This is a genomic window from Leptothoe spongobia TAU-MAC 1115, assembly GCF_018739885.1.
GTDB lineage: Bacteria > Cyanobacteriota > Cyanobacteriia > Phormidesmidales > Phormidesmidaceae > Leptothoe > Leptothoe spongobia.
In genome coordinates this window covers 66,197-88,542 of the sequence record NZ_JADOES010000001.1, presented here as the reverse complement: position 1 = coordinate 88,542, position 22,346 = coordinate 66,197, and the positions used below count along the sequence as shown (strand labels likewise).

General features: G+C 47.4%; 21 protein-coding genes. 10 read left to right on the top strand and 11 right to left on the bottom strand.

Annotation, left to right across the window (positions count from 1 at the left end; genetic code table 11):
• Positions 1-4 precede the first annotated feature (4 nt).
• Positions 5-1,213, bottom strand: coding sequence for an MFS transporter (locus tag IXB50_RS00435; protein WP_215606957.1), 1,209 nt, complete (start codon positions 1,211-1,213; stop codon positions 5-7).
• Between the two features lie 419 nt (positions 1,214-1,632).
• Between IXB50_RS00435 and IXB50_RS00430 the strand changes: the two genes are divergently transcribed.
• From IXB50_RS00430 to IXB50_RS00420, 3 genes are all read left to right on the top strand, one after another.
• A complete protein-coding gene (locus IXB50_RS00430; protein ID WP_215606956.1) occupies positions 1,633-2,757 on the top strand; it encodes an aromatic ring-hydroxylating dioxygenase subunit alpha in 1,125 nt (374 codons plus the stop codon).
• Positions 2,758-2,876: 119 nt separating this feature from the next.
• Entirely contained in the window at positions 2,877-4,160 is a 1,284-nt protein-coding gene (locus IXB50_RS00425; RefSeq protein WP_215606955.1) for an aminotransferase class I/II-fold pyridoxal phosphate-dependent enzyme, read from the top strand.
• Between the two features lie 120 nt (positions 4,161-4,280).
• The gene (locus tag IXB50_RS00420) at positions 4,281-5,423 is read left to right on the top strand and encodes a hypothetical protein (protein ID WP_215606954.1); all 1,143 of its coding nucleotides are present in this window, start codon (positions 4,281-4,283) and stop codon (positions 5,421-5,423) included.
• On the opposite strand, the gene IXB50_RS00415 is transcribed toward IXB50_RS00420, so the two are convergent.
• Positions 5,402-6,505 (bottom strand): fatty acid desaturase, encoded by a 1,104-nt coding sequence (locus IXB50_RS00415; RefSeq protein WP_215606953.1) that lies wholly within the window; start codon positions 6,503-6,505, stop codon positions 5,402-5,404. The two genes, IXB50_RS00420 and IXB50_RS00415, sit on opposite strands and share 22 nt — an antisense overlap.
• A 126-nt stretch (positions 6,506-6,631) precedes the next feature.
• Between IXB50_RS00415 and IXB50_RS00410 the strand changes: the two genes are divergently transcribed.
• On the top strand, positions 6,632-7,603 hold the full coding sequence (locus IXB50_RS00410; protein WP_215606952.1) for an NAD-dependent epimerase/dehydratase family protein: 972 nt from the start codon (positions 6,632-6,634) through the stop codon (positions 7,601-7,603).
• Between the two features lie 19 nt (positions 7,604-7,622).
• Here IXB50_RS00410 and IXB50_RS00405 read toward each other — a convergent pair whose 3' ends face one another.
• Positions 7,623-8,192 carry a TFIIB-type zinc ribbon-containing protein gene (locus IXB50_RS00405; protein ID WP_215606951.1) on the bottom strand — a complete coding sequence of 190 codons (570 nt, stop codon included), beginning with the start codon at positions 8,190-8,192 and terminating at the stop codon, positions 7,623-7,625.
• Between the two features lie 169 nt (positions 8,193-8,361).
• Here IXB50_RS00405 and IXB50_RS00400 point away from each other — a divergent pair, with 169 nt between their 5' ends.
• A complete protein-coding gene (locus IXB50_RS00400; protein WP_215606950.1) occupies positions 8,362-8,703 on the top strand; it encodes a Rossmann-fold NAD(P)-binding domain-containing protein in 342 nt (113 codons plus the stop codon).
• A 155-nt stretch (positions 8,704-8,858) separates the two neighbouring features.
• On the opposite strand, the gene IXB50_RS00395 is transcribed toward IXB50_RS00400, so the two are convergent.
• The 7 genes from IXB50_RS00395 to petH form a co-directional block, all read right to left on the bottom strand.
• A complete protein-coding gene (locus tag IXB50_RS00395; protein ID WP_215606949.1) occupies positions 8,859-9,608 on the bottom strand; it encodes a hypothetical protein in 750 nt (249 codons plus the stop codon).
• A gap of 87 nt (positions 9,609-9,695) precedes the next feature.
• Complete coding sequence (locus IXB50_RS00390) at positions 9,696-10,319, bottom strand: Uma2 family endonuclease (RefSeq protein WP_215606948.1); 624 nt, start codon at positions 10,317-10,319, stop codon at positions 9,696-9,698.
• A gap of 10 nt (positions 10,320-10,329) precedes the next feature.
• Entirely contained in the window at positions 10,330-11,028 is a 699-nt protein-coding gene (locus tag IXB50_RS00385; protein WP_215606947.1) for an ABC transporter ATP-binding protein, read from the bottom strand.
• 50 nt (positions 11,029-11,078) lie between these two features.
• A complete protein-coding gene (locus IXB50_RS00380; RefSeq protein WP_215606946.1) occupies positions 11,079-12,320 on the bottom strand; it encodes an FtsX-like permease family protein in 1,242 nt (413 codons plus the stop codon).
• Between the two features lie 84 nt (positions 12,321-12,404).
• On the bottom strand, positions 12,405-13,322 hold the full coding sequence (prmC, locus tag IXB50_RS00375) for a peptide chain release factor N(5)-glutamine methyltransferase (RefSeq protein ID WP_216867548.1): 918 nt from the start codon (positions 13,320-13,322) through the stop codon (positions 12,405-12,407).
• A 3-nt stretch (positions 13,323-13,325) separates the two neighbouring features.
• Positions 13,326-14,639, bottom strand: coding sequence for a homoserine dehydrogenase (locus IXB50_RS00370; RefSeq protein WP_215606945.1), 1,314 nt, complete (start codon positions 14,637-14,639; stop codon positions 13,326-13,328).
• A gap of 114 nt (positions 14,640-14,753) precedes the next feature.
• On the bottom strand, positions 14,754-15,950 hold the full coding sequence (gene petH, locus IXB50_RS00365; RefSeq protein ID WP_215606944.1) for a ferredoxin--NADP reductase: 1,197 nt from the start codon (positions 15,948-15,950) through the stop codon (positions 14,754-14,756).
• Between the two features lie 571 nt (positions 15,951-16,521).
• Between petH and psbD the strand changes: the two genes are divergently transcribed.
• From psbD to IXB50_RS22355, 3 genes are all read left to right on the top strand, one after another.
• Complete coding sequence (gene psbD / locus IXB50_RS00360) at positions 16,522-17,580, top strand: photosystem II D2 protein (photosystem q(a) protein) (RefSeq protein WP_215606943.1); 1,059 nt, start codon at positions 16,522-16,524, stop codon at positions 17,578-17,580.
• On the top strand, positions 17,564-18,943 hold the full coding sequence (gene psbC, locus IXB50_RS00355; RefSeq protein ID WP_215606942.1) for a photosystem II reaction center protein CP43: 1,380 nt from the start codon (positions 17,564-17,566) through the stop codon (positions 18,941-18,943). Before psbD ends, psbC begins: the two co-directional genes overlap by 17 nt.
• A gap of 162 nt (positions 18,944-19,105) precedes the next feature.
• A complete protein-coding gene (locus tag IXB50_RS22355) occupies positions 19,106-19,603 on the top strand; it encodes a pentapeptide repeat-containing protein (protein WP_215606941.1) in 498 nt (165 codons plus the stop codon).
• 1 nt (position 19,604) lies between these two features.
• Here IXB50_RS22355 and IXB50_RS00345 read toward each other — a convergent pair whose 3' ends face one another.
• A complete protein-coding gene (locus IXB50_RS00345) occupies positions 19,605-20,261 on the bottom strand; it encodes a riboflavin synthase (protein ID WP_215606940.1) in 657 nt (218 codons plus the stop codon).
• Positions 20,262-20,705: 444 nt separating this feature from the next.
• Between IXB50_RS00345 and IXB50_RS00340 the strand changes: the two genes are divergently transcribed.
• Complete coding sequence (locus tag IXB50_RS00340; protein ID WP_215606939.1) at positions 20,706-21,203, top strand: bifunctional nuclease family protein; 498 nt, start codon at positions 20,706-20,708, stop codon at positions 21,201-21,203.
• Between the two features lie 21 nt (positions 21,204-21,224).
• Positions 21,225-22,331 carry an aldo/keto reductase gene (locus IXB50_RS00335; protein WP_215607060.1) on the top strand — a complete coding sequence of 369 codons (1,107 nt, stop codon included), beginning with the start codon at positions 21,225-21,227 and terminating at the stop codon, positions 22,329-22,331.
• The last annotated feature ends 15 nt before the right edge of the window (positions 22,332-22,346 follow it).

The window sequence follows — 22,346 nt, the reverse complement described above, 5'->3', positions numbered from 1 at the left end:
GGCCTTAACGACGCAGCCAATTTAGAAATCCCACCGTAGCAGCAATCACCGCTGCCAGGAAAAATACATCCGTGCCAGCACTGGCCCATACGGGGCCAAAAATAAAGGGTGATATAAATTGCCCCAGAGACGCACAGCCAGTGCCAATAGCTAATACACCAGATCGCTGTGAGTCAGGGGATAAATCAGCCAGGGCACTGTAGAAGTTGGGCATGACGATACCAAAGCCTAGTCCGAAGAGTAACCCCGCTAGTAACATTAGGGGTGGGGATAAGACATTGGGAATGGTGGCGAGGGAAAGAGCCATGAGGAAGAATCCAGATGCGATCGCCCCCCCAGGCCCCAAGCGTTTCGAAACCTTAGCCGCACCCACCGCCGCAATCACCGCCGCACCCACCGAGCGTGCCGCCAAAACACAACCATTGAGCAAGGATGACGCATCAATTGCCTCTTTCAAATACAGCGGTGCATAGACTACAACCACATAGAAAATTGCCGATGCTGTCGCTAACGCCAGCAAAATCAGCAACACCTGTCCTTGTTTGAGAATGTCGCCAATACCATCAGTTTGAGGAATACCACGGACCTTACGCCGTCGCCCTTTTGGCAAAAAATATAACCCCGCTAGCGCGGCTGGCAAACCCAACCCATAGAGCACAAAGGCCCAACGCCAATGGTACAGCCCTAACCAACCACCCAAAATCGGAAAAATCACAGTGGCCGTAGCCAAGGCGCTAGTGGCGTAGCCCATCATCCGAGTGCGGGCTTCGCCATCGTAGAGATTACTCAAGATGCCAATACTACCGGCACCAATACCACCGCTAGCCACACCCACCAGTGCCCGCGAGAGCAAGATCCCCCAAAAACCTTGAGCCATGGCTCCCAGTCCGCCAAAAATGGCATAGCCCACCAGGCTAGACAGTAAAATGCGTACGCTGCCCAAACGACTGGCCAACAATCCAAACACAAGACTTGCCAGGGCTGTCGTCAAGGTATGGGCACTCACTAGAACCCCAGCCCAGCGAGTGCTCAGCTGAAACTGATCAACAATTTCTGGAAAAACGGGGGCCACCACCGCTCCAGCCGCACTTGACAAACACCCCGCCACCATTAGGACAGCTAATACCTGCCAGGGGTGGTGTTTTGGCGATGGTGGTGGAAAGCGGTCTAACGTCTCTAGCTCAGGGGCAACTTTCTGATAAACAGTGGTCATAGGTGGGCACACAACAACACTTGTAGGAACGACACCTCAAAGGCCAATCACTCGTGACAAGTTAATAGATGTTAACATTACCCATAACTGATTACAGAGGCGGGGCATAGGCAAAAACTTATACCTTGTCCATGCGCATTGTTACGTGCATATGTCTACTATCTGCCGAGGCGTCTATTCATGTTTTAGCTGACAGCCTAATTGTTCTTAGCAAGCTCTATTGACAGTTCGAGAAGCGTCACTAAAATTTGTCAGCGGAGTGTTTATCCCCGCCATACTGCAATTACGATAATCCCTGAATTGAGTCAAAAATCTACCCTTAATAAGGGTTTTCCTCAGTAAAAATCAAGATAAGTCTCTTACAGTGAAAAGGCTTTACTGCTAATCACCGTCAACTCTTACAATTCTAGCCATTGAAGATGGAAGCATCTGCTGTTCTTAAAGGTCAACCCATATATCGGCGTGCACGCGCCGTTGGTATTAACCCAAACTATTGGTACCCAGTCTTTTGGGCAGACCAGCTCAAGCCTGAAGAAGTAGTCTCTGTAAAGATATGGGACTCTTCCCTAGCGGTTTACCGAGATGCTGATGGCACAGTTCATGCCATGGCCGATGCCTGCCCCCACAAAGGAGTGGAACTGCACAAGGGAGAGGTCCATGGCAACAATTTGGTGTGTCCCTATCACGGTTGGGAATTTGATAGTGATGGTCAATGTGTCGGTATTCCTTATTTTCCCAAGGAACAGAAGCTGCCCTGTGCCCAAGCCAAAAGCTATCCCACCCGCGAAGCCTATGGCATCGTGTGGGTGTTTCCAGGTTTAGCCGAACTAGCCGAGCAACAGCCGCTGCCAGATGTGCCTCAATATGGCCAACCAGGATGGTTTATGGTACGTATTCCCGGCCATTTTCAAGCCCATTTCTCCATCTGTAATGAGAATACGATGGATGTTTTCCATGGCTTTTTACATAAGGATCTTCAAGGCTGGTACGAGCCTAAACTACTCAAGCTCAAGCAAGACGATGATGGTGTAGCCGCCGAATACCAGGTTTCCTACGAAGGCTTTCTAAGTAAATTACTAGGCTTAGGGACAAAAGGTAGCGATAGTGCCACTCGTACGGTATCTATTCACTATCGTTATCCCCACTACGCTACGTCCCTCGAATCAGTATCGTCGCTCTATCTGATGCGTTTGCCTATAGGACCTACAGAAACAAAATCTTTTTCCTTAATGTTTCTCAAGTTGCCATTGCCCCAGTGGTTATTGAACGGTCCTATCGCGAGGGTTCTGGAAAAGGTGATTTTGAACAATATTTTCCTCAAATTTCTACACCAGGATGTAGAGATGATGGAAAGCGAGCAACGTAACTATTCCATCGATCCGCACCGTAACTACGTCGAGGTCAATCCGGCAATAATTGCTTTACAGCGAGTGATTGTCGGTCAATATGAGCGTTCAGGCGTTTCTCACACATCTTCTGTTGATGCATCAAAAGAGTCTTCAATCCAACCATCCCAGGAGGTTAGTAACGGTATGCTTGTGTGAATCGCCCGCTTGGGATGCCCAAGCCTCCGTTACCAAGGCCTGTTGCCAGGGATTATCGGCTTTTTTAGCTCAGATCTTGGTTGATTGATATGCTCAATGTAGGTGATGAGGAGTAAATTGTGGAAGTCGTTAATGACTACGTGCAACGTTTGCATGCAAGCGGGTTATACCCTGACAAGTTCATTTGCCATCAAAAAAATGGTAATCAGATAGATGTAGAGGAACAGGGCACTGGCAAGCGGCACCAGGTCCTAACGTTTTGTACCAACGATGTATTGGGCATGGCCCAAGATAATGCGGTAACTCAGGCCGCCATCGACTCTATCCGCCGCTATGGTACCTCTAATAGCTCTTGTTCGGTCCTCAGTGGTCGGATTGACTTACACCGTCAGCTAGAAGAAGAAATTTCTGAATTTAAGCATTTGCCCCATACTCAGCTGTTTCTCAATGCTTGGATGGCATTACAGGCTCTGATGGATGGTTTTTGCCACCTAGCAGTTCCTGTACAAGGGTTTCAGCACACTCGCGAGACCATTATCTTTAGCGATGTCCTCAACCACGGCTGCATCATTGCAGCCGTGGTCAACGCTGATAATCGCTCAGGTAAAATGTTTGGCCACAGCCCTAAAGTACGGGTCAAAGCCTACCGTCACTGTGATATGGATGACCTAGAGCGCAAGATGCGTCGCTATGTCCGTCCTGATGATCGGGTGATTGTTATTTCTGATGCCGTCTTCTCTATGGATGGTGATGTGGTACCTCTGCCCCGCATGTTAGACATTATGGAAGACTACCCTGGCAGCATTGTGGTTATGGATGAAGCCCATGCCAGTGGGGCAATTGGTGGTAAGGGTGAGGGAATTTATGACCACTTTGGCATTACGCCTCAGTCGGTGGTTGAGCGAGGTATTGTCCCCGTCATTATGACCACGTTTTCCAAGTTTGCAGGTTCTGCAGGTGCGGCCATTAGCTCCCCTAACCGTGAGTTGATCGATCTGTTGGACGTATCACCCACATCCATCGGTACGATTTCCCTACCACCACCAGTGACAGCTGCGGCTCTAGAAAGCATTCGTCTGGTACGCCGCGAACCGGAACGGGTGGCAAAACTTCAGGCCAATACTCGGTACTTACGCTCTAAGCTGATCGCTGCTGGGTTTGATGCCATTGGTGAAACTAACGTAGTCCCTGTACTGTTGCCTCCAGATTTGGATCCCAAGGCCTTTGCCCGTGCTCTGATGGAAGAACATGGTATCTGGGTTTCGGCGATCTGGTTTATTGCCAAGCCTCGTCTACGGATTACGGCCAATGCCCTCCATACCCAAGCCGAAATGGATCAGTTGGTGGAGTCCATGGTCACTGTTCGTCAAAAACTAGGCGGTGCAGTTGCTCAGTATGCATAGAGGGTGAATCATGAATGGTGGATAGTAATTAGAACAACAAGGTCAAGTTAGCCTTTTAAGCGTTAAAGGCTCTAACTTTAAATACAATTCCTATTCACCATTCAATACTCACATTCCCCCATGAGTACTTTCTCAATTAAGCCAATTACCACAGCTGACGAACAGGCTGCATTTATTGCTGTGCCAGCTTATGTCTATCGCGATAATCCTCATTGGGTGGCACCGATTGAGTCAAGTATCGCTAAGCAGTTCGCTGCAGAAAATTCGTTTTTCCAATATGGAAAGCTGCAGCAGTTTCTTGCCTATCAGGGTGATCAACCCGTAGGACGGGTAGTGGCAGCAGTGAATGATCGACTGATTGAGCGAGAAGGCATCTCAATCGGATTAATAGGTTTTTTTGAATGCATCGATAACATTGAAATTGGTCAAGCGCTTTTAAATGCAGCGGCTGACTGGCTCCAGCAACAGGGGATGACCCACGCTCGGGGGCCAATCGATCTGTCTACCCACAATAACTGTTGCTTTTTGGTAGATGGGTTTGATTCAGATCCGATGTTAATGATGCCCTACAATCCCCAGTATTATTTGGACATCATGGAGGCGAATGGCTGGCAAAAGGCAAAAGATGCCTATGCCTATGATTTGCCATTAGATCATCCATTGCCAAATAGCTTTGAAAGAGGCTATAAAATTGCTCAGAAAGCAGGCATTACTTTCCGAAGTATCCACACCAAGGGTGAGGCTTTTGATCAAGATTGTCGTCAGATCTACGAATTGTTTACCACTGCGTTTGCCCATAACTGGAGTTCCAGTGCCCGTACGGAAGAGGAGTTTATGTTCGAGGCACGGGAGCTGCAAACCTTAGTGGATACAGACATCTTCGTCATTGCAGAAGATCCAAAAAAAGATTCAGACAACAAGATGGTGGGCTTTTTTATGGCCTTACCTGATTACAACATTGCCCTCAAACAGGTGAAGGGAAAACTCAATATCTTTGGCATTCTCAAGTTTCTTTGGTATCGTCGCAAGATAGATCAGGCAAGGGTGCTGGCTATTTGTACACTACCGGAATACAGTCGTAGAATGGTCGCCCTGGCGGTGGTTTACTTGGGGATGAAGGGCGGTACAGAGAAAAAACGACCCTATAAGCGCTCCGAGCTATCCTGGGTATATGAGGACAATATGCGATCGCGTAACATCATCGAAAGCACCGGAGCCACCATCTACAAAACCTACCGGATTTATGAAAAAGCATTAACCTGACGCTGGTCAAATTCCTGAATAGATGTCAGTTTATTCTCGTCAGCATCCCACAAAATAAATTTAGAACAGTCAAGCACATCGCTAATCCGAATTGCCTTTACATGGGTAAGTAAGTGGCCGTTTTTTTCATGGCACGCTTTCAGATTATAGTTAGGGATTTTCTCAGATAGGTGATGAATACTGTGATAACTAATATCCGCAGTAAACCACTTAAAAAATGCGGGTACATCTAAATAACTACTGCCTTCAAGGGCTCCAGTTAGATAGTCCCAACCCTCTGTTTTATGGGCATAGGTTCCTTCAAAAATATGCTGCACAAAGAAAATATTGATAAAAATTGCCGCAGATAGCGTCAAAACAATTGAGTACACGCTCAGGAAGAAAACTGGCCCCAGCAAGTGACAAAGACAAAGCCATCCTCCTACAACAAAAAAACTATTTAGGAGGATATCCCAAAACTCTGCGGCTGTGGACCAATGCTTAGGTTTATGGGACGAAATAATTGTTGATAGACCTAAACTAGCATCCGACTTTAAACAAGCAAAAGCATGGCAGATAAAGTCATAGCTGCCTAGAAGCAGAATCAGTCTGGGTTTGAAGGCTAGATAGAAAAAGCCACCTGGAAACGCCATTAAAGGATGTCTAAGCATCCCATATAACCTTTGGTCAGATGGCGTGAGTAGAGCATATTCTTTAGTAGATAAAAAATCACCAATACTGCGATAGCGTTCCCAGTCACCGTTTGTTTTGTGATGATAGGCATGGTCTCGCGACCACCAATATTGGGGCATGGCATTCACCAGCCCAAAAATAAAGCCAACCACTCGGTTGACTTTTTTAGAACTAAAAAGTGAGTAATGACCACAATCATGCATTAAGGAAAAGCAGCGCAATGAAAAGAGCACTAGCAAAATAATGATCGGCGGCAGTAACCAAACAGAAATATCGACTACTTTGACCGCTAAAAACCATAGAAAAATATAGGGGATGATTGTATTTAGAACTTGATAAGTGGCTCGTAAGTCATTGCTCTGCATATATGGTGTGAGAACAAAGTCAGACTTATTAATTGTTTTAATCATCCAAAGAAGCGGCTCTTAAAGTATCTACATCTTAAGTTGCTTTTTCTTTAAAGACGATTTTTAGTTACAAATTCAGCCGCTCCCTGATTTCCGCTACGATACAGCCTGGGACTATGGGAGAAACGGATGAAAGCACTGGTTACAGGGGCAAACGGTTTCACGGGATCCCACCTGGTTCAGCTATTGGTTGCCCAAGGCAATGATGTGGTCGGTTTAGTGCGCCGCACCAGTGACTTGTCGCGGTTGGCCGATCTAGATGTGCAGTTGGTGTATGGCGATATTACCAATGCAGATGCTTTAAACCAGGCGATGGCAGATGTAGATGTGGTGTTTCACATCGCGGCCTGCGTGGACTTGGGCATTGTGGATGCGGCCCGCATGGAGCGGGTGAATGTGGAGGGAACGCGTACGGTATTGACGGCAATCAGGGCACAGCCTAATCCGCCCAAGCTAGTCTATTGCAGCACCATCGGTATCTATGGTGATACGGCGGGCAAGGTGATCGATGAAACTTATCAGCGTACCCAGGAAGGATTTTCCTCAGCCTATGATGAGACAAAGTTCAAGGCGCAGCAGCTGGTGAATCAGCATGTGGCTGATGGGTTTTCAGCGGTAAGCTTAATGTCGGGTGGGATTTTTGGGGCGGATGATCCGCACTTTGGGCCGGTGATTAAATTGTTTTTGCAGGGAAGGTTACCGATTTGGCCGGGATGCGATCGCATCACTGGCATCGTCCACGTCGACGACCTCGTCCAAGCCATGTTACTGGCAGCGGAAAAAGCACCCTCTGGCGAACATTTCATCATCTCTGCCGGGGAATTATCCATCGGCGAAATGTTTAATATCCTGGGCGATGCAGCCGGTGTTAAAGCGCCGGTGGATGCTCCGAAGTCTCTGGTTAGACTGATTGGGGGGCTCCTGGACCCCATCGGCAAAGCATTTTCTTGGAACGCGCCCCTGAACAATGAGCTAGTTCACTACATTTATGACCGCTGTGTTCGCATTAGTGGTGAAAAAGCTAGGCGAGACCTAGGCTGGCAGCCCCGTTCCATACCAGAAATTTTGACCGGAATTGTCAAAGAACTCCGGGTTTCTTAGTGACGAAATGGGATACAAATTAATTAGCCGAGTTTGACGCGCCGATCTCGTAGGGATCCTCATTACTCAGATAGTTGAGAATCTTCTCCTGCTCAGGATGATTTTCTATCCATGATTTGATTTCTTTGATCTTGCCATAGTCATCACTAAACGCTTCGGTGTATATAGCTTCCAGTAGCTTACGCGCTTCATCCTTACGCACTTGAGACTGCCAGGGAGCCGAAAAGATTAGGTGAACCTCATCATGCAGGTTTCGCTGCTTGAGGGCTTCCCATTCATTGGCATCAAACCATACGCCATTACAGCTGCCACATTGGTCCAGCCTAAAATCCAGGCTATGACCCACCTTATAACGGAGCATGATGCGCTTACATTCTGGACAGAGCTTAGCTCGTTGCACATCATCAGCCTGAATGGGAAGTTCATCAGGCTCTTTCTCAGGTAGAGTTTCGCCATGGTGCTTTAGCCATGTCCAGTAATCATTAGCGGAGATCCATTGCCCTTGGCAGTCTGAACAGCATGATGCATTTAGGCGAGACTCTAAACTTGTGATGTGAAGAGATGAATCACTACAGACGGGACATTTCATGGTCATACTTTTTTGTAAGCGTTTAATCCCAAAATGCCCAAACTGCTGAAGTCATAGGCAATTCTATCTATCAAGTACCATCACAATTGACGTCTAACTTTACGGACGCAGCAGTCATAAGTGAGATCGCATCACCGGCATCGTCCACGTAGACGATCTCGTCCAGGCCATGGTACTTGCTGCCGAAAAAGCCCCCTCCGGCGAACATTTCATCATCTCTGCCGGGGAGCTATCCATTGGCGAAATGTTCAAAATTCTAGGGGAGGCAGCCGGGGTAAAAGCTCCAGCGGATGCTCCTCAACCATTGGTCAGACTCATTGGTAACATCCTAGACCCCATTGGCAAGCTCTTTTTCTGGAATGCTCCCCTCAATAATGAACTGGTCCACTATATATATGACCGCTGTGTACGCATCAGTGGTGAAAAGGCCATGCGAGACCTTGGTTGGCGGCCTCGCTTAGCGCCTGAAATTTTGACAGGTATCGTTAAAGAACTACAGACAGTTAGTTAGTAAACCGATATTTATGCCAGCGACTTCCGTGGAGTTGGGTTTGACCAACTAAAGCATCTGCTATCACCGCAGTCATTTCACTGTTGGACGAGGTACATAAGCAAGTCCATCCAATGCTCACTTAATTGAACGATTTTTAGGATATTAAGCTACAACTAGCTGAAAATTCTTTTAACATTCTCAGCAAAATCAATGTATGTTTGTGGATTATTTTCTTTTGTGAGTAGTCCAATCCTCCAGCAATCTGGCTGTAGATAAATATTATCGAATTTTTCGGATAAAGAAACTCTAAATGAAGAGAACTGTAAAACCTTAAAGCCCATATAGACATAAATATATGCCCAATTTTTCTCGACTCTTTTTCTTACCGGTGGCTGGATAAAGTGAAAATTCCCTAATGTATATTTCTCATCATAAAAACTAAGCGGGTTATCTTCCAAAGTAAACATACAAACAGGATAATTTCTGGGCCCTCCAAAATCTTCGCCTAATAAACGCAAACGTATATCTTCTTCATTCCCTCCAAGATTAACTTGATCAAACAACTGGTTTTTTGAAACACTAGAACGCCAGAGAATTGATAAGAAGAAACCCTTTAAAAATTGATAATTGAAGGCTTTAAGTGTGAAATAGCCTGAATGTTCTGGCGATGGCCAGTCACACTTATTCTTTAAAATTCTTGAAGCATGAGACTCATACTTGCTAAGTTTTTTCTCGCATTCTCCACATAGTAAATATTCACGAATACCCTTTTGTTGTTTTTTTTGTTTATGCCCAGATTGCTTCAATGCAAATCGTTGATCCTCATACATTTCTTTATAAAGAAATTCTGACAGAATATGTGAATAACATAGTTTGCTTTCTTTGAGGCAAAGTTTACATATTCCATGTTCTTTACGTGTCATGGTGTCATGGTTATTTACAAAACATCTCGAAACTAGCCAGAATTTACAGCTAAAGTAACCATCGCTGACATTTTTGAAAGATAGCTTCTACTGTTTTCTAATCCACTGACGAAATTGCTTGACTAAGGCATTCTCACTCAGGGTTTGGCGAGGGATAAGAAATCGCAAAATATCTGTTGCTAATAAAGGTAACGCTCGGCTACTAGATTGAATAATGTACTCATCGCCCTGTAGGACATATATTTCTAAGCGGTTGCCATCGTAACGCCAGATTTCTGGAACTCCCAGCGTTTGATAAATAGAAAATCGGTTCAGAGAACTGCTTGTAATATCGATTTCAACTGCTAAATCTGGTGGTGGTAATTGAGTTAAATCGATCTCCTCAATGCCACGAACTTGAGGCTCATTTTGAATGTAGTAACACTGATCCGGTTCTAACCCATTTATGAGATCTTCTCGATCACAGATTCTAGAACCCAAACTACGAATTTCCAAATTTAGCTCTTCAGTCACTGCTTCAAGTAACCGACCAATCAGCTTCTTAAACGGTTCATGGGGATCTAGCGGCATACGAATCTCAAGAGCACCATGGTCATAAGTGAGCCGAATAGCAGGTTCCTGGGCAAAGTCACGAATCAGGCCCTGATAACTTTGCCAGCTAATATTTTGTAAAACGACCCTGTCAGGACTCTGAATTAGGGTGGCAGTCATCGCCGCCGCCTCAATGAAATCCGCTAACTAAACTCGATTGTTTGGCCAAAATGCCATCTTCCAGGTAAGTAATCTCATCCGCAGCATCTGTAATCCGTGGATCATGGGTAATGATCAGCACCGTGCAGCCCTTATTCTTCGCTAAGTACTGCATCAGCTCGATCACATCATGACCAGTGGCAGAATCCAACGCCGCTGTCGGTTCATCGGCCATGATCAGTTCCGGCTCACCCGCCAATGCACGGGCAATGGCCACCCGCTGCTTTTGACCACCGGATAGATCCGCAGGCAAATTATTAGCTCGATCGCCCAGACCGACTTGTTTTAAAAGATCAAAGGCCTGTTCCTTATTACCTGGCCCCTTATAGCCCTTGAGCTGTAAAGCCAGCTCAATATTCTCTAGCGCAGTAAGGGCTGGAAACAGATTGAAGCTTTGAAAAATAAAGCCAATGTGGTCACGGCGAAAGCCGGTGAGTTCTTTGCGGGAGAGCGTTGTTATTTCTTGACCCAGCAGCTGTACCTGCCCTGCCGTCGGGGTCAAAATACCCGCCAAAATCGATAGCAGCGTCGTTTTACCAGACCCTGAAGGTCCCATCATTAGACGGATTTGCCCTGAGGGAATAGCCAGATCAATGCCTTTGAGCACCTTGGTTTCAGTGGTGCCCGACATAAAGGACATTTGGATATTTTGTGCTGCGATCGCAACCATTAATTCTTAAACTCACACCTCACAGACGGGCTCATCTACATCAAGGGACGCTAAGCCTTAAATACAATACCGGGATCCACACGAGTCACTTTTTGAATTGCAAAAACAGCAGACCCCACACACATCACCACCGTAATCCCAAAAACACCAACGGCACTAATGGGCGTGATCAGAACCACAATGCCCTGGGTCGCAGCTGTCCAAGTTCCCACACTCCAACACAGCAACAGCCCCGGCAAATAGCCCAAAACCGCCATCCACAACGACTGCTCCAAAATTACACTGTAGATATCCCAATCTGACGCCCCCATCGCCTTCAGAGTGCCAAATTCGCGCAGATTCTCAGAAACCGATGTGTACAAAATTTGGGCCACCACCACCATGCCCACCAACACACCAACAATGGCCCCTAGACCTAGGATAAAACCAATACCCGTACGATTTTGCCAATAGGACTGGGTGGTGTTGATCAGCTCATTTTTAGTAAATGTTTTTGTCCCTGACAAGGAACTTTCTATCCGCTGCTTAAGGAGTTGTACATCTTCCCCCGGTGCCGCTTTAACCAGAATATAGGTCACGGGCGAGTCTGAATTCAACGATTCTGGATCCACCACCTCAGCATTGCCCGTATCTTCATCGCGTTGATAGGCATTGACACAGGTAATGTCTCCATTGCCCAGCTGACAGGTCAACCCCGACGAAAAGCCAGAACTGATATAGGCATTGGCATTCACTAACGAGGTAAATACAAATTTGCTAGATACCAATGATTGGGTATCGCGGGCAAACCCAACCACCATGACGGGCAGCTGGCGAATCCGCGCCATATCCCCCACCCCATCAATGCGGAAAGAACGCTGGTTAGTGCGATCAATCAGGGCTGAATAGGGAGCATTTAAGGCCTTGATCGCAGTATCAGAAACCTTCCCAGGACGAAACAACTGTCCATTAGGGTCAAAGCCAAATACCCGCAGTGTGGTGAGCTTACCGTCCGAATACCAACGCCCTGAACCAATCGTGAGGGCTTCGGCTAACGCCACCCCTTCAATTTGCTGTGCTCTCTGGACCTGCACATAGGGAAATGGTTCTGTTAGCTCAAAGTTGACAATATTTTCCGAAGCAACCCAGATATCGGCAGCAGAGCTATCAATCAGCAGCGTGGTCGAACGGGTAAAGCCTTTGAGAATACCGGTTTGAATAGTGACCAAACTAACGGCAAACATAATGCCTGCCTGGGCTACCAAAAATCGTGGCAGGTCTTTGAGTAAATTTTTACGGGCTAACGAAACCATAGCTTAGTAGAACAAAAGCGGTCGCCCGCGATTCAACTATTCTAGCGGGGAACTAGGTAACACTAGCGATGATGCAGACTGTAGTCACAACTGGTCCAAGCACGATAACCTTGCTGAGACAAATCGCTCGATACCCGCTAGGTCCTGGTGAGTCTGAATATCTGTATAAACTGCTTCAGCTGCCAATAAAGCTGCAATAGATTGGGCCTGGCCCTGCATATGTTCGGTCAACCACAAACCATCGGACTGGAAAAATTTAGGCGCTTGCTCGATCAACAGGCGAATATCGTCTAACCCGTCCTGACCACCATCCAATGCCTGGTGCGGTTCATGATTCATCACTTCAGGCTCTAGCTCAAGTATTACATTACTGGGAATGTAAGGGGGATTGGCAATGACGCCCCATAGCTGCCCATACCAATCTTCTAAAGTGTCAAACCAACTGCCTTGGTAAAACTGGATATTTTCCACCTGATTGCGCTCAGCATTTTGACGGGCTACATCCAAGGCGGCGGCACTAATGTCGACAGCTAGGACGTGGAATTGGGGAAATGTTTTTGCCAGTGAGATTGCTATTGCCCCACTCCCAGTCCCTAAATCTGCCCAAACCTGTGGCTCTGAGGTTAGTTCCTGCTGCTCAGCCCAAGCCTGCACAATATCCACTATCAGCTCTGTTTCAGGTCGAGGTATCAACACATCGGGCGTCACCGTCAACATCAAATCTCGCCAAGGTGTTTCACCCACCAGATACTGGACCGGAACTCGTTCAACTAAACGACGCTGCCATTGCTCAGTTAACCAAGCCAGTGATTGCCGTAATGGCACATTTAGCCGATCACGATATAACCCCAGACTGAGGTCTGACTGACTCAGAGCACTCACCCCCTGCAACAACCAGTCCACTTCATACAAAGGGACATCAGCATTTTGGGCGTCTGTCTGGGCCTGACATCGCCAATGATGCAGAACTTCTCCCGATACCGGGATCACCTCAGAACTCAAAATTTATCCCAACACTCGTAACACACTCGCAATTGAATCCACATCGCCAGACTCTTTCAAAGCAGTGATGGCTTGTTGGAATGCACCTTCCTGAACCTCATGGGTAACAATCACGAGTTCAGCAAGATTATCCTGCAGACCGATCTGTACAATCGACTCTAGACTCAGTTCGTGATTGCCAAAAATTTCTCCCAGGTGACCAATTACCCCTGGCTGATCCTTTACCATTAGCCGCAGATAAAAACGACTTTCTAGTTCCTCCATGGGGCTAATGGTTTTATAGTCGCTGTAGGCATTGCTGAGTAAAGGATTGGGTAATTTTTCCTCTGCCGGAGACTCCATGTGCAGTGTGGCGGCAATGGCCATAACATCCGATACGATGGCGCTGGCTGTCGGTCCTTCACCTGCACCAGGACCGTAGAGCATAACCTGACCAATGGGATCGCCTTCGACTAAAACCGCATTGTTAACGTCGTTCACATTAGCTAAAGGATGATTGAGAGGGACAAGGGTTGGATGAACACGCAGCTGGATAGTGTCTGTCTTGTCTGCATTGAGAGGATTCCGTTTTGCGATCGCAAGCAGCTTGATCACAAACCCCAAGGTTTTCGCATAGTCAACATCAGAGGCACTCACATTGCGAATACCTTCAGTAAAAACATCCTCGCGACGGATTTTTCCACCAAACGCAATCGATGCCAAAATAGCAATCTTATCGGCTGCATCTAGGCCATCGACATCAGCGGTTGGATCAGCCTCGGCATAACCTAAGGCCTGAGCATCGGTCAGGATGGGTCCGAAGTCTCCACCCTCCGCCTGCATGCGGGTCAATATATAGTTGGTGGTGCCATTAATAATGCCGGTGACCGTCTCAATCCGGTTGACACCTAGAGCCTGTTGCAACGGCTGAATGATAGGAATACCACCGCCGACAGCTGCTTCATAGAGCACATAGACTCCAGCTTTTTTGGCCGCAGCCGCAATCTCATTTCCATAGCGAGAGATAACAGCTTTATTAGCAGTGACTACGTGCTTACCATCCTCAATCGCCTCTAACAGCAGCGAACGAGCAGGCTCTAACCCACCAATAACTTCGATCACAATATCAATATCAGGATCGGTAACAATTGCTTCGAGATCAGTTGTCAAACAATCCTCTGGTAAATCCACAGCACGAGGCTTATCCAAAGAGCGTACACCCACCCTATGGATCTCTAAGGTCTCTAGCAACGGATGACGCTGGGCAGCGTCCAACAAAATTTTAGCTGTGCCTGTGCCTACCGTGCCCAAGCCTAATAATCCAACCTTAAAAACCAATGTGCTATCCCAATCGATTTACCACAGCTCATTGTAAAAGCCAGGGAACCCGAAGATTCACCTGGCTTTTACATATTATGTAATTGACATCGTGACAGACCAGGTCAGTAAAACCTAGTAAGTCTCAACGTGCCAGCGGTGACCCTTCTTCATGGCACGACGATATTCATCCCAGTTAACACCGGTTTTAGCCGCTGCCGCTGTCAAAGCCTCGTCAATACCGCCTTCCATTCCGCGCAGACCACAGATATAGACATGAGTCTTCTCATCTTGGATCAGACCCCAAAGCTCATCAGCATACTCAGCAATACGATGCTGAATGTACATGCGACCACCTTCAGAATTCTGCTGCTCACGACTAATGGCATAGGTCAAGCGGAAGTTATCAGGATACTTGGCCTGCATCTCCTCTAGCTCTTCCTTGTACAGGATATTCTCGGTCTTAGGTACGCCGAAGAACAGCCAAGCCATACCGTTGAAGCTGTAGTCAGTATTGACCGCACGCTCTTTGTCCTTGAACATGCGCCACAGATAAGCCCGGAATGGAGCAATTCCAGTACCCGTACCCATCATGATCACCTTGGCATCAGGATCGTCAGGCAATAGCATTTCCTTACCAACAGGACCTGTAATCTTGACCTTAGTTCCAGGTTCTAGGTTACAGAGATAGGTAGAGCAAACACCATTAATGGTTTCACCACTTTCAGGGTGCTGATACGTCAGCTGACGTACGCATAAAGACACGGTCTTATCGTCTACATCGTCACCATGACGGGTGGACGCAATTGAATAAAGTCTCAACTTATGAGGCTTGCCCTTTTCGTCAGTCCCTTCAGGGATAATGCCGATACTTTGACCCTCTACGTACTTAAGGTCGCCTTCAGTCAGGTCAAACTTAATATGTTGAACAATGCCAATTCCGCCTTCAGCCACTAAAGGCTCATTCGACAAGCATGCGCCCAGGTAAGGACTTTTAGGCTTATAAGTATTGACCGGTACATTAGCACCAGGCTTTTTAGCTTTTGCTTTCGTTTCGGACATGGGTTTCTTTGCTGCAGGTGCTGTTTGAGTCACAGATGCAACTGGCACATTGCCATTTACTGCACGAATGCTGACAATCTCGCCTCCCATCCGAGTAATTCGCCGAGTTTCTTCGGCCATACGCTCGTAGGGAACTGTCACGAAAGTGCTTCCACTCTGACGCACGGGCACTGTGCTCCCGGCTGCTGAGTCTAGCCCTTTGACTTCATATACAAACAGGCGATTACCAGAAATACTGAGACTACCGCCGATGACGCTCGAATTATACATGCGCTGAACTTTTAGTATCTCCTAACCCTTCAGAAAGTAGTTTAACCAACCATCTGAAACTACTCATCTATACAGCGTATCATTCTGAGCGAAGTGTTCTGATATATGAAGGCGTTGACTAAATAGCTACCGTCGACGACATGGACATGGTCAACATTTTACGACTCACTCTGTACCCTATCGAAGATATTTGAACAAAAACTATAAAATGCGATGCATTTTCGATGCATTTATTGTGTCTTTATGTTTTCCAAAAAGTACAAAACGTATGCAAACAAGGGTAAATACCCATCAAAATCGACACAAATCTTCACTCCATTTTTTGATAAAATCGCTTAATCTCTTTCATGAAAGGGGGTTTAGCGATTTTTCTGAATCTGAGAAGTACGTGACAGATTGTAAAAAAACGAAAGTCTATTTATCATAAAGTACAAGCCAAAATCCTACCTGATGGTGATTACGGCCATCCTATGTGTGGGTGCTTGTGACATCCCCACGTCCTTTAAGGGTTGCTTATATATCCCTCAACCCTTTACCTATAGGACTTGATGCCATATTAAGAGGATTTGAGATGACCATTGCAATGGGCCGTGCTGGAGCCAATCGAGGCGTCTTCGACGTCGTCGATGACTGGCTCAAGCGCGATAGATTTGTCTTCGTTGGCTGGTCCGGTTTGCTGCTGTTCCCGTGTGCCTTCTTGGCCATTGGCGGCTGGCTCACTGGCACCACCTTTGTGACGTCCTGGTATACCCATGGACTCGCCTCTTCCTATATCGAAGGGGCTAACTTTTTGACGGTCGCCGTCTCGTCTCCTGCAGATAGCATGGGTCATTCCCTGTTGCTGCTGTGGGGACCAGAAGCTCAAGGATCGTTCGTTCGCTGGTGCCAAATCGGTGGACTATGGGCCTTTATCGCTCTCCATGGAGCGTTCGCCTTGATCGGCTTTATGCTGCGTCAGTTCGAAGTCGCGCGTCTGGTTGGACTGCGTCCTTATAACGCCATTGCGTTCTCGGCTCCCATCGCCGTGTTCGTATCGGTCTTCCTGATGTATCCGTTGGGCCAATCCAGCTGGTTCTTTGCGCCAAGCTTCGGTGTGGCTGCCATTTTCCGCTTTTTGCTCTTCTTGCAAGGCTTCCACAACTGGACCCTGAACCCCTTCCATATGATGGGTGTGGCGGGCGTCCTGGGTGGAGCCCTGTTGTGTGCGATCCACGGAGCGACGGTTGAAAACACGTTGTTTGAAGACGGCGAAGGAGCCAACACCTTCCGTGCCTTTGAACCGACACAGGCGGAAGAAACGTACTCGATGGTGACGGCAAACCGCTTCTGGTCTCAGATTTTCGGTATTGCTTTCTCCAACAAGCGTTGGTTGCACTTTTTCATGCTGTTTGTGCCGGTCACCGGTCTCTGGATGAGTGCGGTTGGCATCGTCGGTCTCGCACTGAACTTACGTGCTTACGACTTTGTCTCTCAGGAAACCCGCGCTGCGGAAGATCCTGAATTCGAAACGTTCTATACCAAGAACATCCTGCTTAACGAAGGTATTCGTGCGTGGATGGCCTCTCAGGACCAGCCCCACGAGAAGTTTGTATTCCCCGAAGAGGTACTGCCACGTGGTAACGCTCTCTAGTAATTACATTTCAGGTCGTGACCAGCAATCCACAGGTTTTGCTTGGTGGTCTGGTAATGCTCGTCTGATTGAACTTTCCGGTAAACTCCTGGGTGCCCATGTGGCCCATGCCGGTCTTATTGTCCTTTGGGCTGGTGCGATGACTTTGTTTGAAGTCTCTCACTTTGTGCCTGAGAAGCCGCTCTATGAGCAAGGCTTTATCCTACTTCCTCACCTGGCTACTTTGGGCTGGGGTGTAGGTCCCGGTGGTGAAATTGTTAATACATTTCCCTACTTTGTCATTGGTGTACTGCACCTAATTTCCTCTGCAGTTCTTGGTCTGGGCGGTATATATCACGCTGTTCGTGGTCCCGAAACACTTGAGGAGTATTCCAACTTCTTCCAACAAAATTGGAAGGATAAGAATCAGATGACCAATATCATTGGTTATCACCTGATTCTGCTTGGTTGTGGTGCCCTGTTACTCGTATTCAAGGCCACTTTGTTTGGCGGTGTCTACGATACCTGGGCTCCTGGTGGTGGTGACGTTCGTGTCATTACTAACCCCACCCTTGACCCTGCTGTGATCTGGGGTTATTTAGTCGGTGCTCCCTTCGGTGGCGACGGCTGGATTGTCGGTGTTGACAGCATGGAAGACATCATCGGTGGTCACATCTGGATCGGTTTGATCTGCATCTCCGGTGGTGTATGGCATATCCTAACCAAGCCTTTTGGCTGGGCACGTCGTGCTTTCATCTGGTCTGGTGAGGCATACCTTTCCTACAGCTTGGGCGCATTGTCCATGATGGGCTTTATCGCTTCTTGCATGGTGTGGTTCAACAATACTGCTTACCCCAGTGAGTTCTATGGTCCTACTAATGCTGAGTCCTCCCAGGCGCAGGCCATGACCTTCTTGGTCCGTGACCAGCGTATGGGTGCGAATATTGGTTCAGCTCAAGGTCCTACTGGTCTTGGTAAGTATCTAATGCGTTCTCCTACTGGTGAGATTATCTTCGGTGGTGAGACTATGCGTTTCTGGGACTTCGATGGTCCTTGGTTAGCTCCCCTTCGTGGTACTAACGGTCTTGATCTAGACAAGCTCAAGAATGACATTCAACCCTGGCAGGTTCGCCGTGCTGCTGAGTATATGACCCACGCGCCTAACGCGTCGATCAACTCTGTAGGTGGCGTTATCACTGAGATTAACTCTGTTAACTTTGTGAATCCCCGTCAATGGTTGTCTTCGTCTCACTTCGTTCTTGGCTTCTTCTTCTTGGTTGGTCACCTATGGCATGCGGGCCGCGCTCGTGCTGCTGCTGGTGGTTTCGAGAAAGGTATTGATCGTACAAATGAGGCAGTACTAGGAATGGATGACCTAGACTAAGCTCTGGTCTGATATTGCTTAAAAAAAGCCTCCGCTCTAGAGCGGAGGCTTTTTTGTTTGGACTTTTCCTTTTTGACTGACTTGTCAAGTATCGAAGCCAATAGTCATAGGTACTGAAACGGTTTTAGAATGCATGGTTAGTACTGTTGAGATCGCTAAGTTATGAGGTATCTAAACTCCGTTTGGTGGAAAAGCTGGCTCCTAAGCTGCCTATTGATCTGTGTCCTGTGCTTAACTTGGACACCCCCAGCCCAGGCAGAAAATTTTGACCGTCAGAGCCTCAGGCAGCAAAGTTTTGCAAGTCAGGATTTGCGTGGAAATAATTACACCAGAACCGACATGGCTGAGGCAGATCTAAGTAATACTGACCTGCGTGGCGTACGACTCTTTGACACAAACTTGACCAAGGCAAATTTAGAAAATGCCAATTTGACTGGCGCGACCCTGGATGGAGCCCGGTTTATTAGAGCGAATCTTAAAAACGCAATCCTTGAAGGTGCGTACGCATTTAGTACTGATTTTCGTAAAGCAGATATAGAGGGCGCTGACTTCACCGATGTGGATTTGGATGTCCAGACCAATGACATGCTGTGCGAAGTCGCTGCAGGGGTGAATCCGGTAACGGGACGAGCAACCAAGGATACGCTTTATTGCCCTTAGGCTAGCCATACCCATGGGCAGATAAGAAGTCTAACGAAATATCCGGCTCCACTGCCCCATTACCCAATTGGGTAAAACGCTCCACATACTTACCCAGAATGTCTCCTTCAAGGTTGACCGCGTCATTAGGCTGTAAGTACTGCAAATTCGTTTCGTCATAGGTCACAGGAATAACTGCCACCTTAAACCAATCACCAGAGGGGCTACATTCAGCCACCGTCAGACTAATGCCATTCACCCCAATACTGCCTTTAGGGACAATATAGCGGGATGCTTGGCCTGTAGGCACTGTAAAGCTGATTTCCCAAGCGCTATCAGTTTGAACAATGTCACTTAAATAGCCTTGACCATCAACGTGCCCCGTCACAAAATGGCCACCAATTTTGGAGCCGACTCGAAGTGAGGCCTCCAGATTTACAGGACGGTTGATGGGAGTTTTGCCTAACGTAGATCGCACTAACGTTTCAGGGGAAGCCGTTGCGATAAACCCCTGAGGCAAAATAGTGCCAACCGTTAGACATACACCGTCTACAGCGATACTATCCCCCAACTCAATGTCTGTCATGATGACATCACAGGGTTCAAGACAAGTAACCTGTAGCCGATCGTTGTCTAAGGTTTGAAGCTTTCCTAAAGCCTGAATTAGTCCGGTAAACACATTCTTATGATAATTCTAGGGGCAGTAATGTTAGAGCGTGCTGGATTCGCTAATCCATAAGCGTATAACTATCACAACTCTAAACAGCTTAATCACACATAAACCACGTCCAAGTTGAAACATGTAGCTTCTTCTACAGAAAAACTCCAGTTCTGGACGTGGACAAGGTTTATTTATAGAGGTTACAAGCATGGAGCTATAGATAAAGATTTTTAGAATCTAAATAAAGATTTTTATGAAATGGCCAACAAGCTGAACAGACTCTTTTAGCTTAGAAAGGGAATATTACTTGCACCAGCCGTTCAACACATTTATTTGCTACTGATATTTTCCAAAGGTCAACTGTCATATTTCGCAGATAGTTTGACACAGTTTCGGAAATTTTCAGGTGCTACAGTCTAGTTACTGGGTCAGATTCCTGCGGAGCCAAGAGGATTAATATCCATGATCGAAATGAAAGTTGCTGGCATTGCATTGGATGCGGTTTCACGAAATCCTGTAATTTTGCTGCGTGACGAATCCGAGCGACGAGCATTGCCTATTTTTATTTCCAATGAGCAAGCCCGCGCCATTATCGTCGCTTTGGAAAATGAAGACTCTGTGCGTCCCATGACCCATGATCTATTTTCCAATTTGCTGGATGACTGGGAACTGGCTTTAGATCGTGTGGTCATTCACTCCCTCAAAGACAATACGTTTTATGCCACTATGACCATCAAGCAAGGAGAGGTTACTAAGGAATTGGACTCACGCCCCAGTGATGCAATCTCGATAGCACTGCGTATGGGTGCGCCTATATGGGTGATGGAAGAAGTGGTAGCCGATGCCTCGATTCCCGTCGACCGAGAAGCCGATGAAGCTGAAAAAGAAGCATTCCGGGATTTTGTCTCTAACTTGAGTCCATCAGATTTTGCACAGAAGGGGCGTTCGTCTAATCAGTAGAGCAGAATGTTCGCTGAGTCTATGCACTATAGACGCTTTGGCAAAACAGAGTTAAACCTATCTGTCTTTTCCCTGGGTACGATGCGATGCCTGGATAATGCGGATACTTTTCACCAGGTTTTAACGGCTGCCGTGAACCGGGGAATTAATCATATTGAGACAGCGCGGGCTTACGGTCAAAGCGAGCAATATCTTGGCCAGGCCTTAAGCAGCTTAAATCGTTCTGAGCTAGTTTTAACCACTAAGCTGTTACCAGGGAGCGATGTTGATCGTTTCGTGGATGAATCCCTAGAGCGGCTGAAAACAGACTACATTGATTGCCTCGCCCTACATGGTGTCAATACAGCTGAGCATCTGCATCAGGTTGAGGAGATGATACCAGCGCTAAACCAAGTGTTAGAGGATGGTCGCATTCGTCACATCGGTGCATCTAGCCATGGGGATTTAGAGGTGGTGATGGGGGCGATCGCACTGCCCATAATCAGCTTTATCAACCTGCACTACTACTTTTTCAATCGTCGCAACGCCCCGGCCATTAAACTAGCTCATCAAAAAGATCTGGGTGTTTTCATCATTTCCCCTGCAGACAAAGGGGGACAGCTCTACACTCCCCCCAATCAGCTCAAGGAACTGTGCGCTCCCTTTGATCCGTTATTACTCACGTACCGCTGGCTTTTGAGCGATTCACGGATCACCACCCTCAGTGTGGGGCCAGCGGTGCCCGCAGAACTTGATTGGCCCCTGCAGGTTGCGAACAGCACCAGTGTTCTCGCCCCAACAGAGCAAGCAACCTTAGCAAGGCTAGAACAGGCCCAGAAAACCGTCCTAGATACTGAGCAATGCCACCAATGCTATGACTGTCTACCCTGCCCTGAAGCAATCAATATTCCGGAAGTACTGCGCCTGCGAAATCTAGCTCTTGCTTACGACATGGAGCAGTTTGGCCAATATCGCTATGGCATGTTTGAGCGGGCAGGACACTGGTTCCCAGGACGTAAGGGAAATCGCTGCACTGACTGTGGTGACTGCCTACCCCGCTGCCCCCAGCAGCTAGCTATACCCACATTGCTCCAGGATACTCATGAGCGCCTCAAGGGAGCCGAACGCAGACGATTATGGAGTGATTGAGAGAGGCATTTGAAT

Bases quoted from the DNA above. Each gene is read 5' to 3' on its own strand.
- IXB50_RS00410 (WP_215606952.1), top strand. From the start codon at position 6,632: ATGAAAGCACTGGTTACAGGGGCAAACGGTTTCACGGGATCCCACCTG.
- IXB50_RS00405 (WP_215606951.1), bottom strand. From the start codon at position 8,192: ATGAAATGTCCCGTCTGTAGTGATTCATCTCTTCACATCACAAGTTTA.
- IXB50_RS00430 (WP_215606956.1), top strand. From the start codon at position 1,633: ATGGAAGCATCTGCTGTTCTTAAAGGTCAACCCATATATCGGCGTGCA.
- IXB50_RS00385 (WP_215606947.1), bottom strand. From the start codon at position 11,028: ATGGTTGCGATCGCAGCACAAAATATCCAAATGTCCTTTATGTCGGGC.
- IXB50_RS00335 (WP_215607060.1), top strand. From the start codon at position 21,225: ATGCACTATAGACGCTTTGGCAAAACAGAGTTAAACCTATCTGTCTTT.
- IXB50_RS00420 (WP_215606954.1), top strand. From the start codon at position 4,281: ATGAGTACTTTCTCAATTAAGCCAATTACCACAGCTGACGAACAGGCT.
- IXB50_RS00395 (WP_215606949.1), bottom strand. From the start codon at position 9,608: ATGACACGTAAAGAACATGGAATATGTAAACTTTGCCTCAAAGAAAGC.
- IXB50_RS00415 (WP_215606953.1), bottom strand. From the start codon at position 6,505: ATGATTAAAACAATTAATAAGTCTGACTTTGTTCTCACACCATATATG.
- IXB50_RS00435 (WP_215606957.1), bottom strand. From the start codon at position 1,213: ATGACCACTGTTTATCAGAAAGTTGCCCCTGAGCTAGAGACGTTAGAC.
- IXB50_RS00340 (WP_215606939.1), top strand. From the start codon at position 20,706: ATGATCGAAATGAAAGTTGCTGGCATTGCATTGGATGCGGTTTCACGA.
- psbD (WP_215606943.1), top strand. From the start codon at position 16,522: ATGACCATTGCAATGGGCCGTGCTGGAGCCAATCGAGGCGTCTTCGAC.
- IXB50_RS00400 (WP_215606950.1), top strand. From the start codon at position 8,362: ATGGTACTTGCTGCCGAAAAAGCCCCCTCCGGCGAACATTTCATCATC.
- petH (WP_215606944.1), bottom strand. From the start codon at position 15,950: ATGTATAATTCGAGCGTCATCGGCGGTAGTCTCAGTATTTCTGGTAAT.
- IXB50_RS22355 (WP_215606941.1), top strand. From the start codon at position 19,106: ATGAGGTATCTAAACTCCGTTTGGTGGAAAAGCTGGCTCCTAAGCTGC.
- IXB50_RS00380 (WP_215606946.1), bottom strand. From the start codon at position 12,320: ATGGTTTCGTTAGCCCGTAAAAATTTACTCAAAGACCTGCCACGATTT.
- IXB50_RS00390 (WP_215606948.1), bottom strand. From the start codon at position 10,319: ATGACTGCCACCCTAATTCAGAGTCCTGACAGGGTCGTTTTACAAAAT.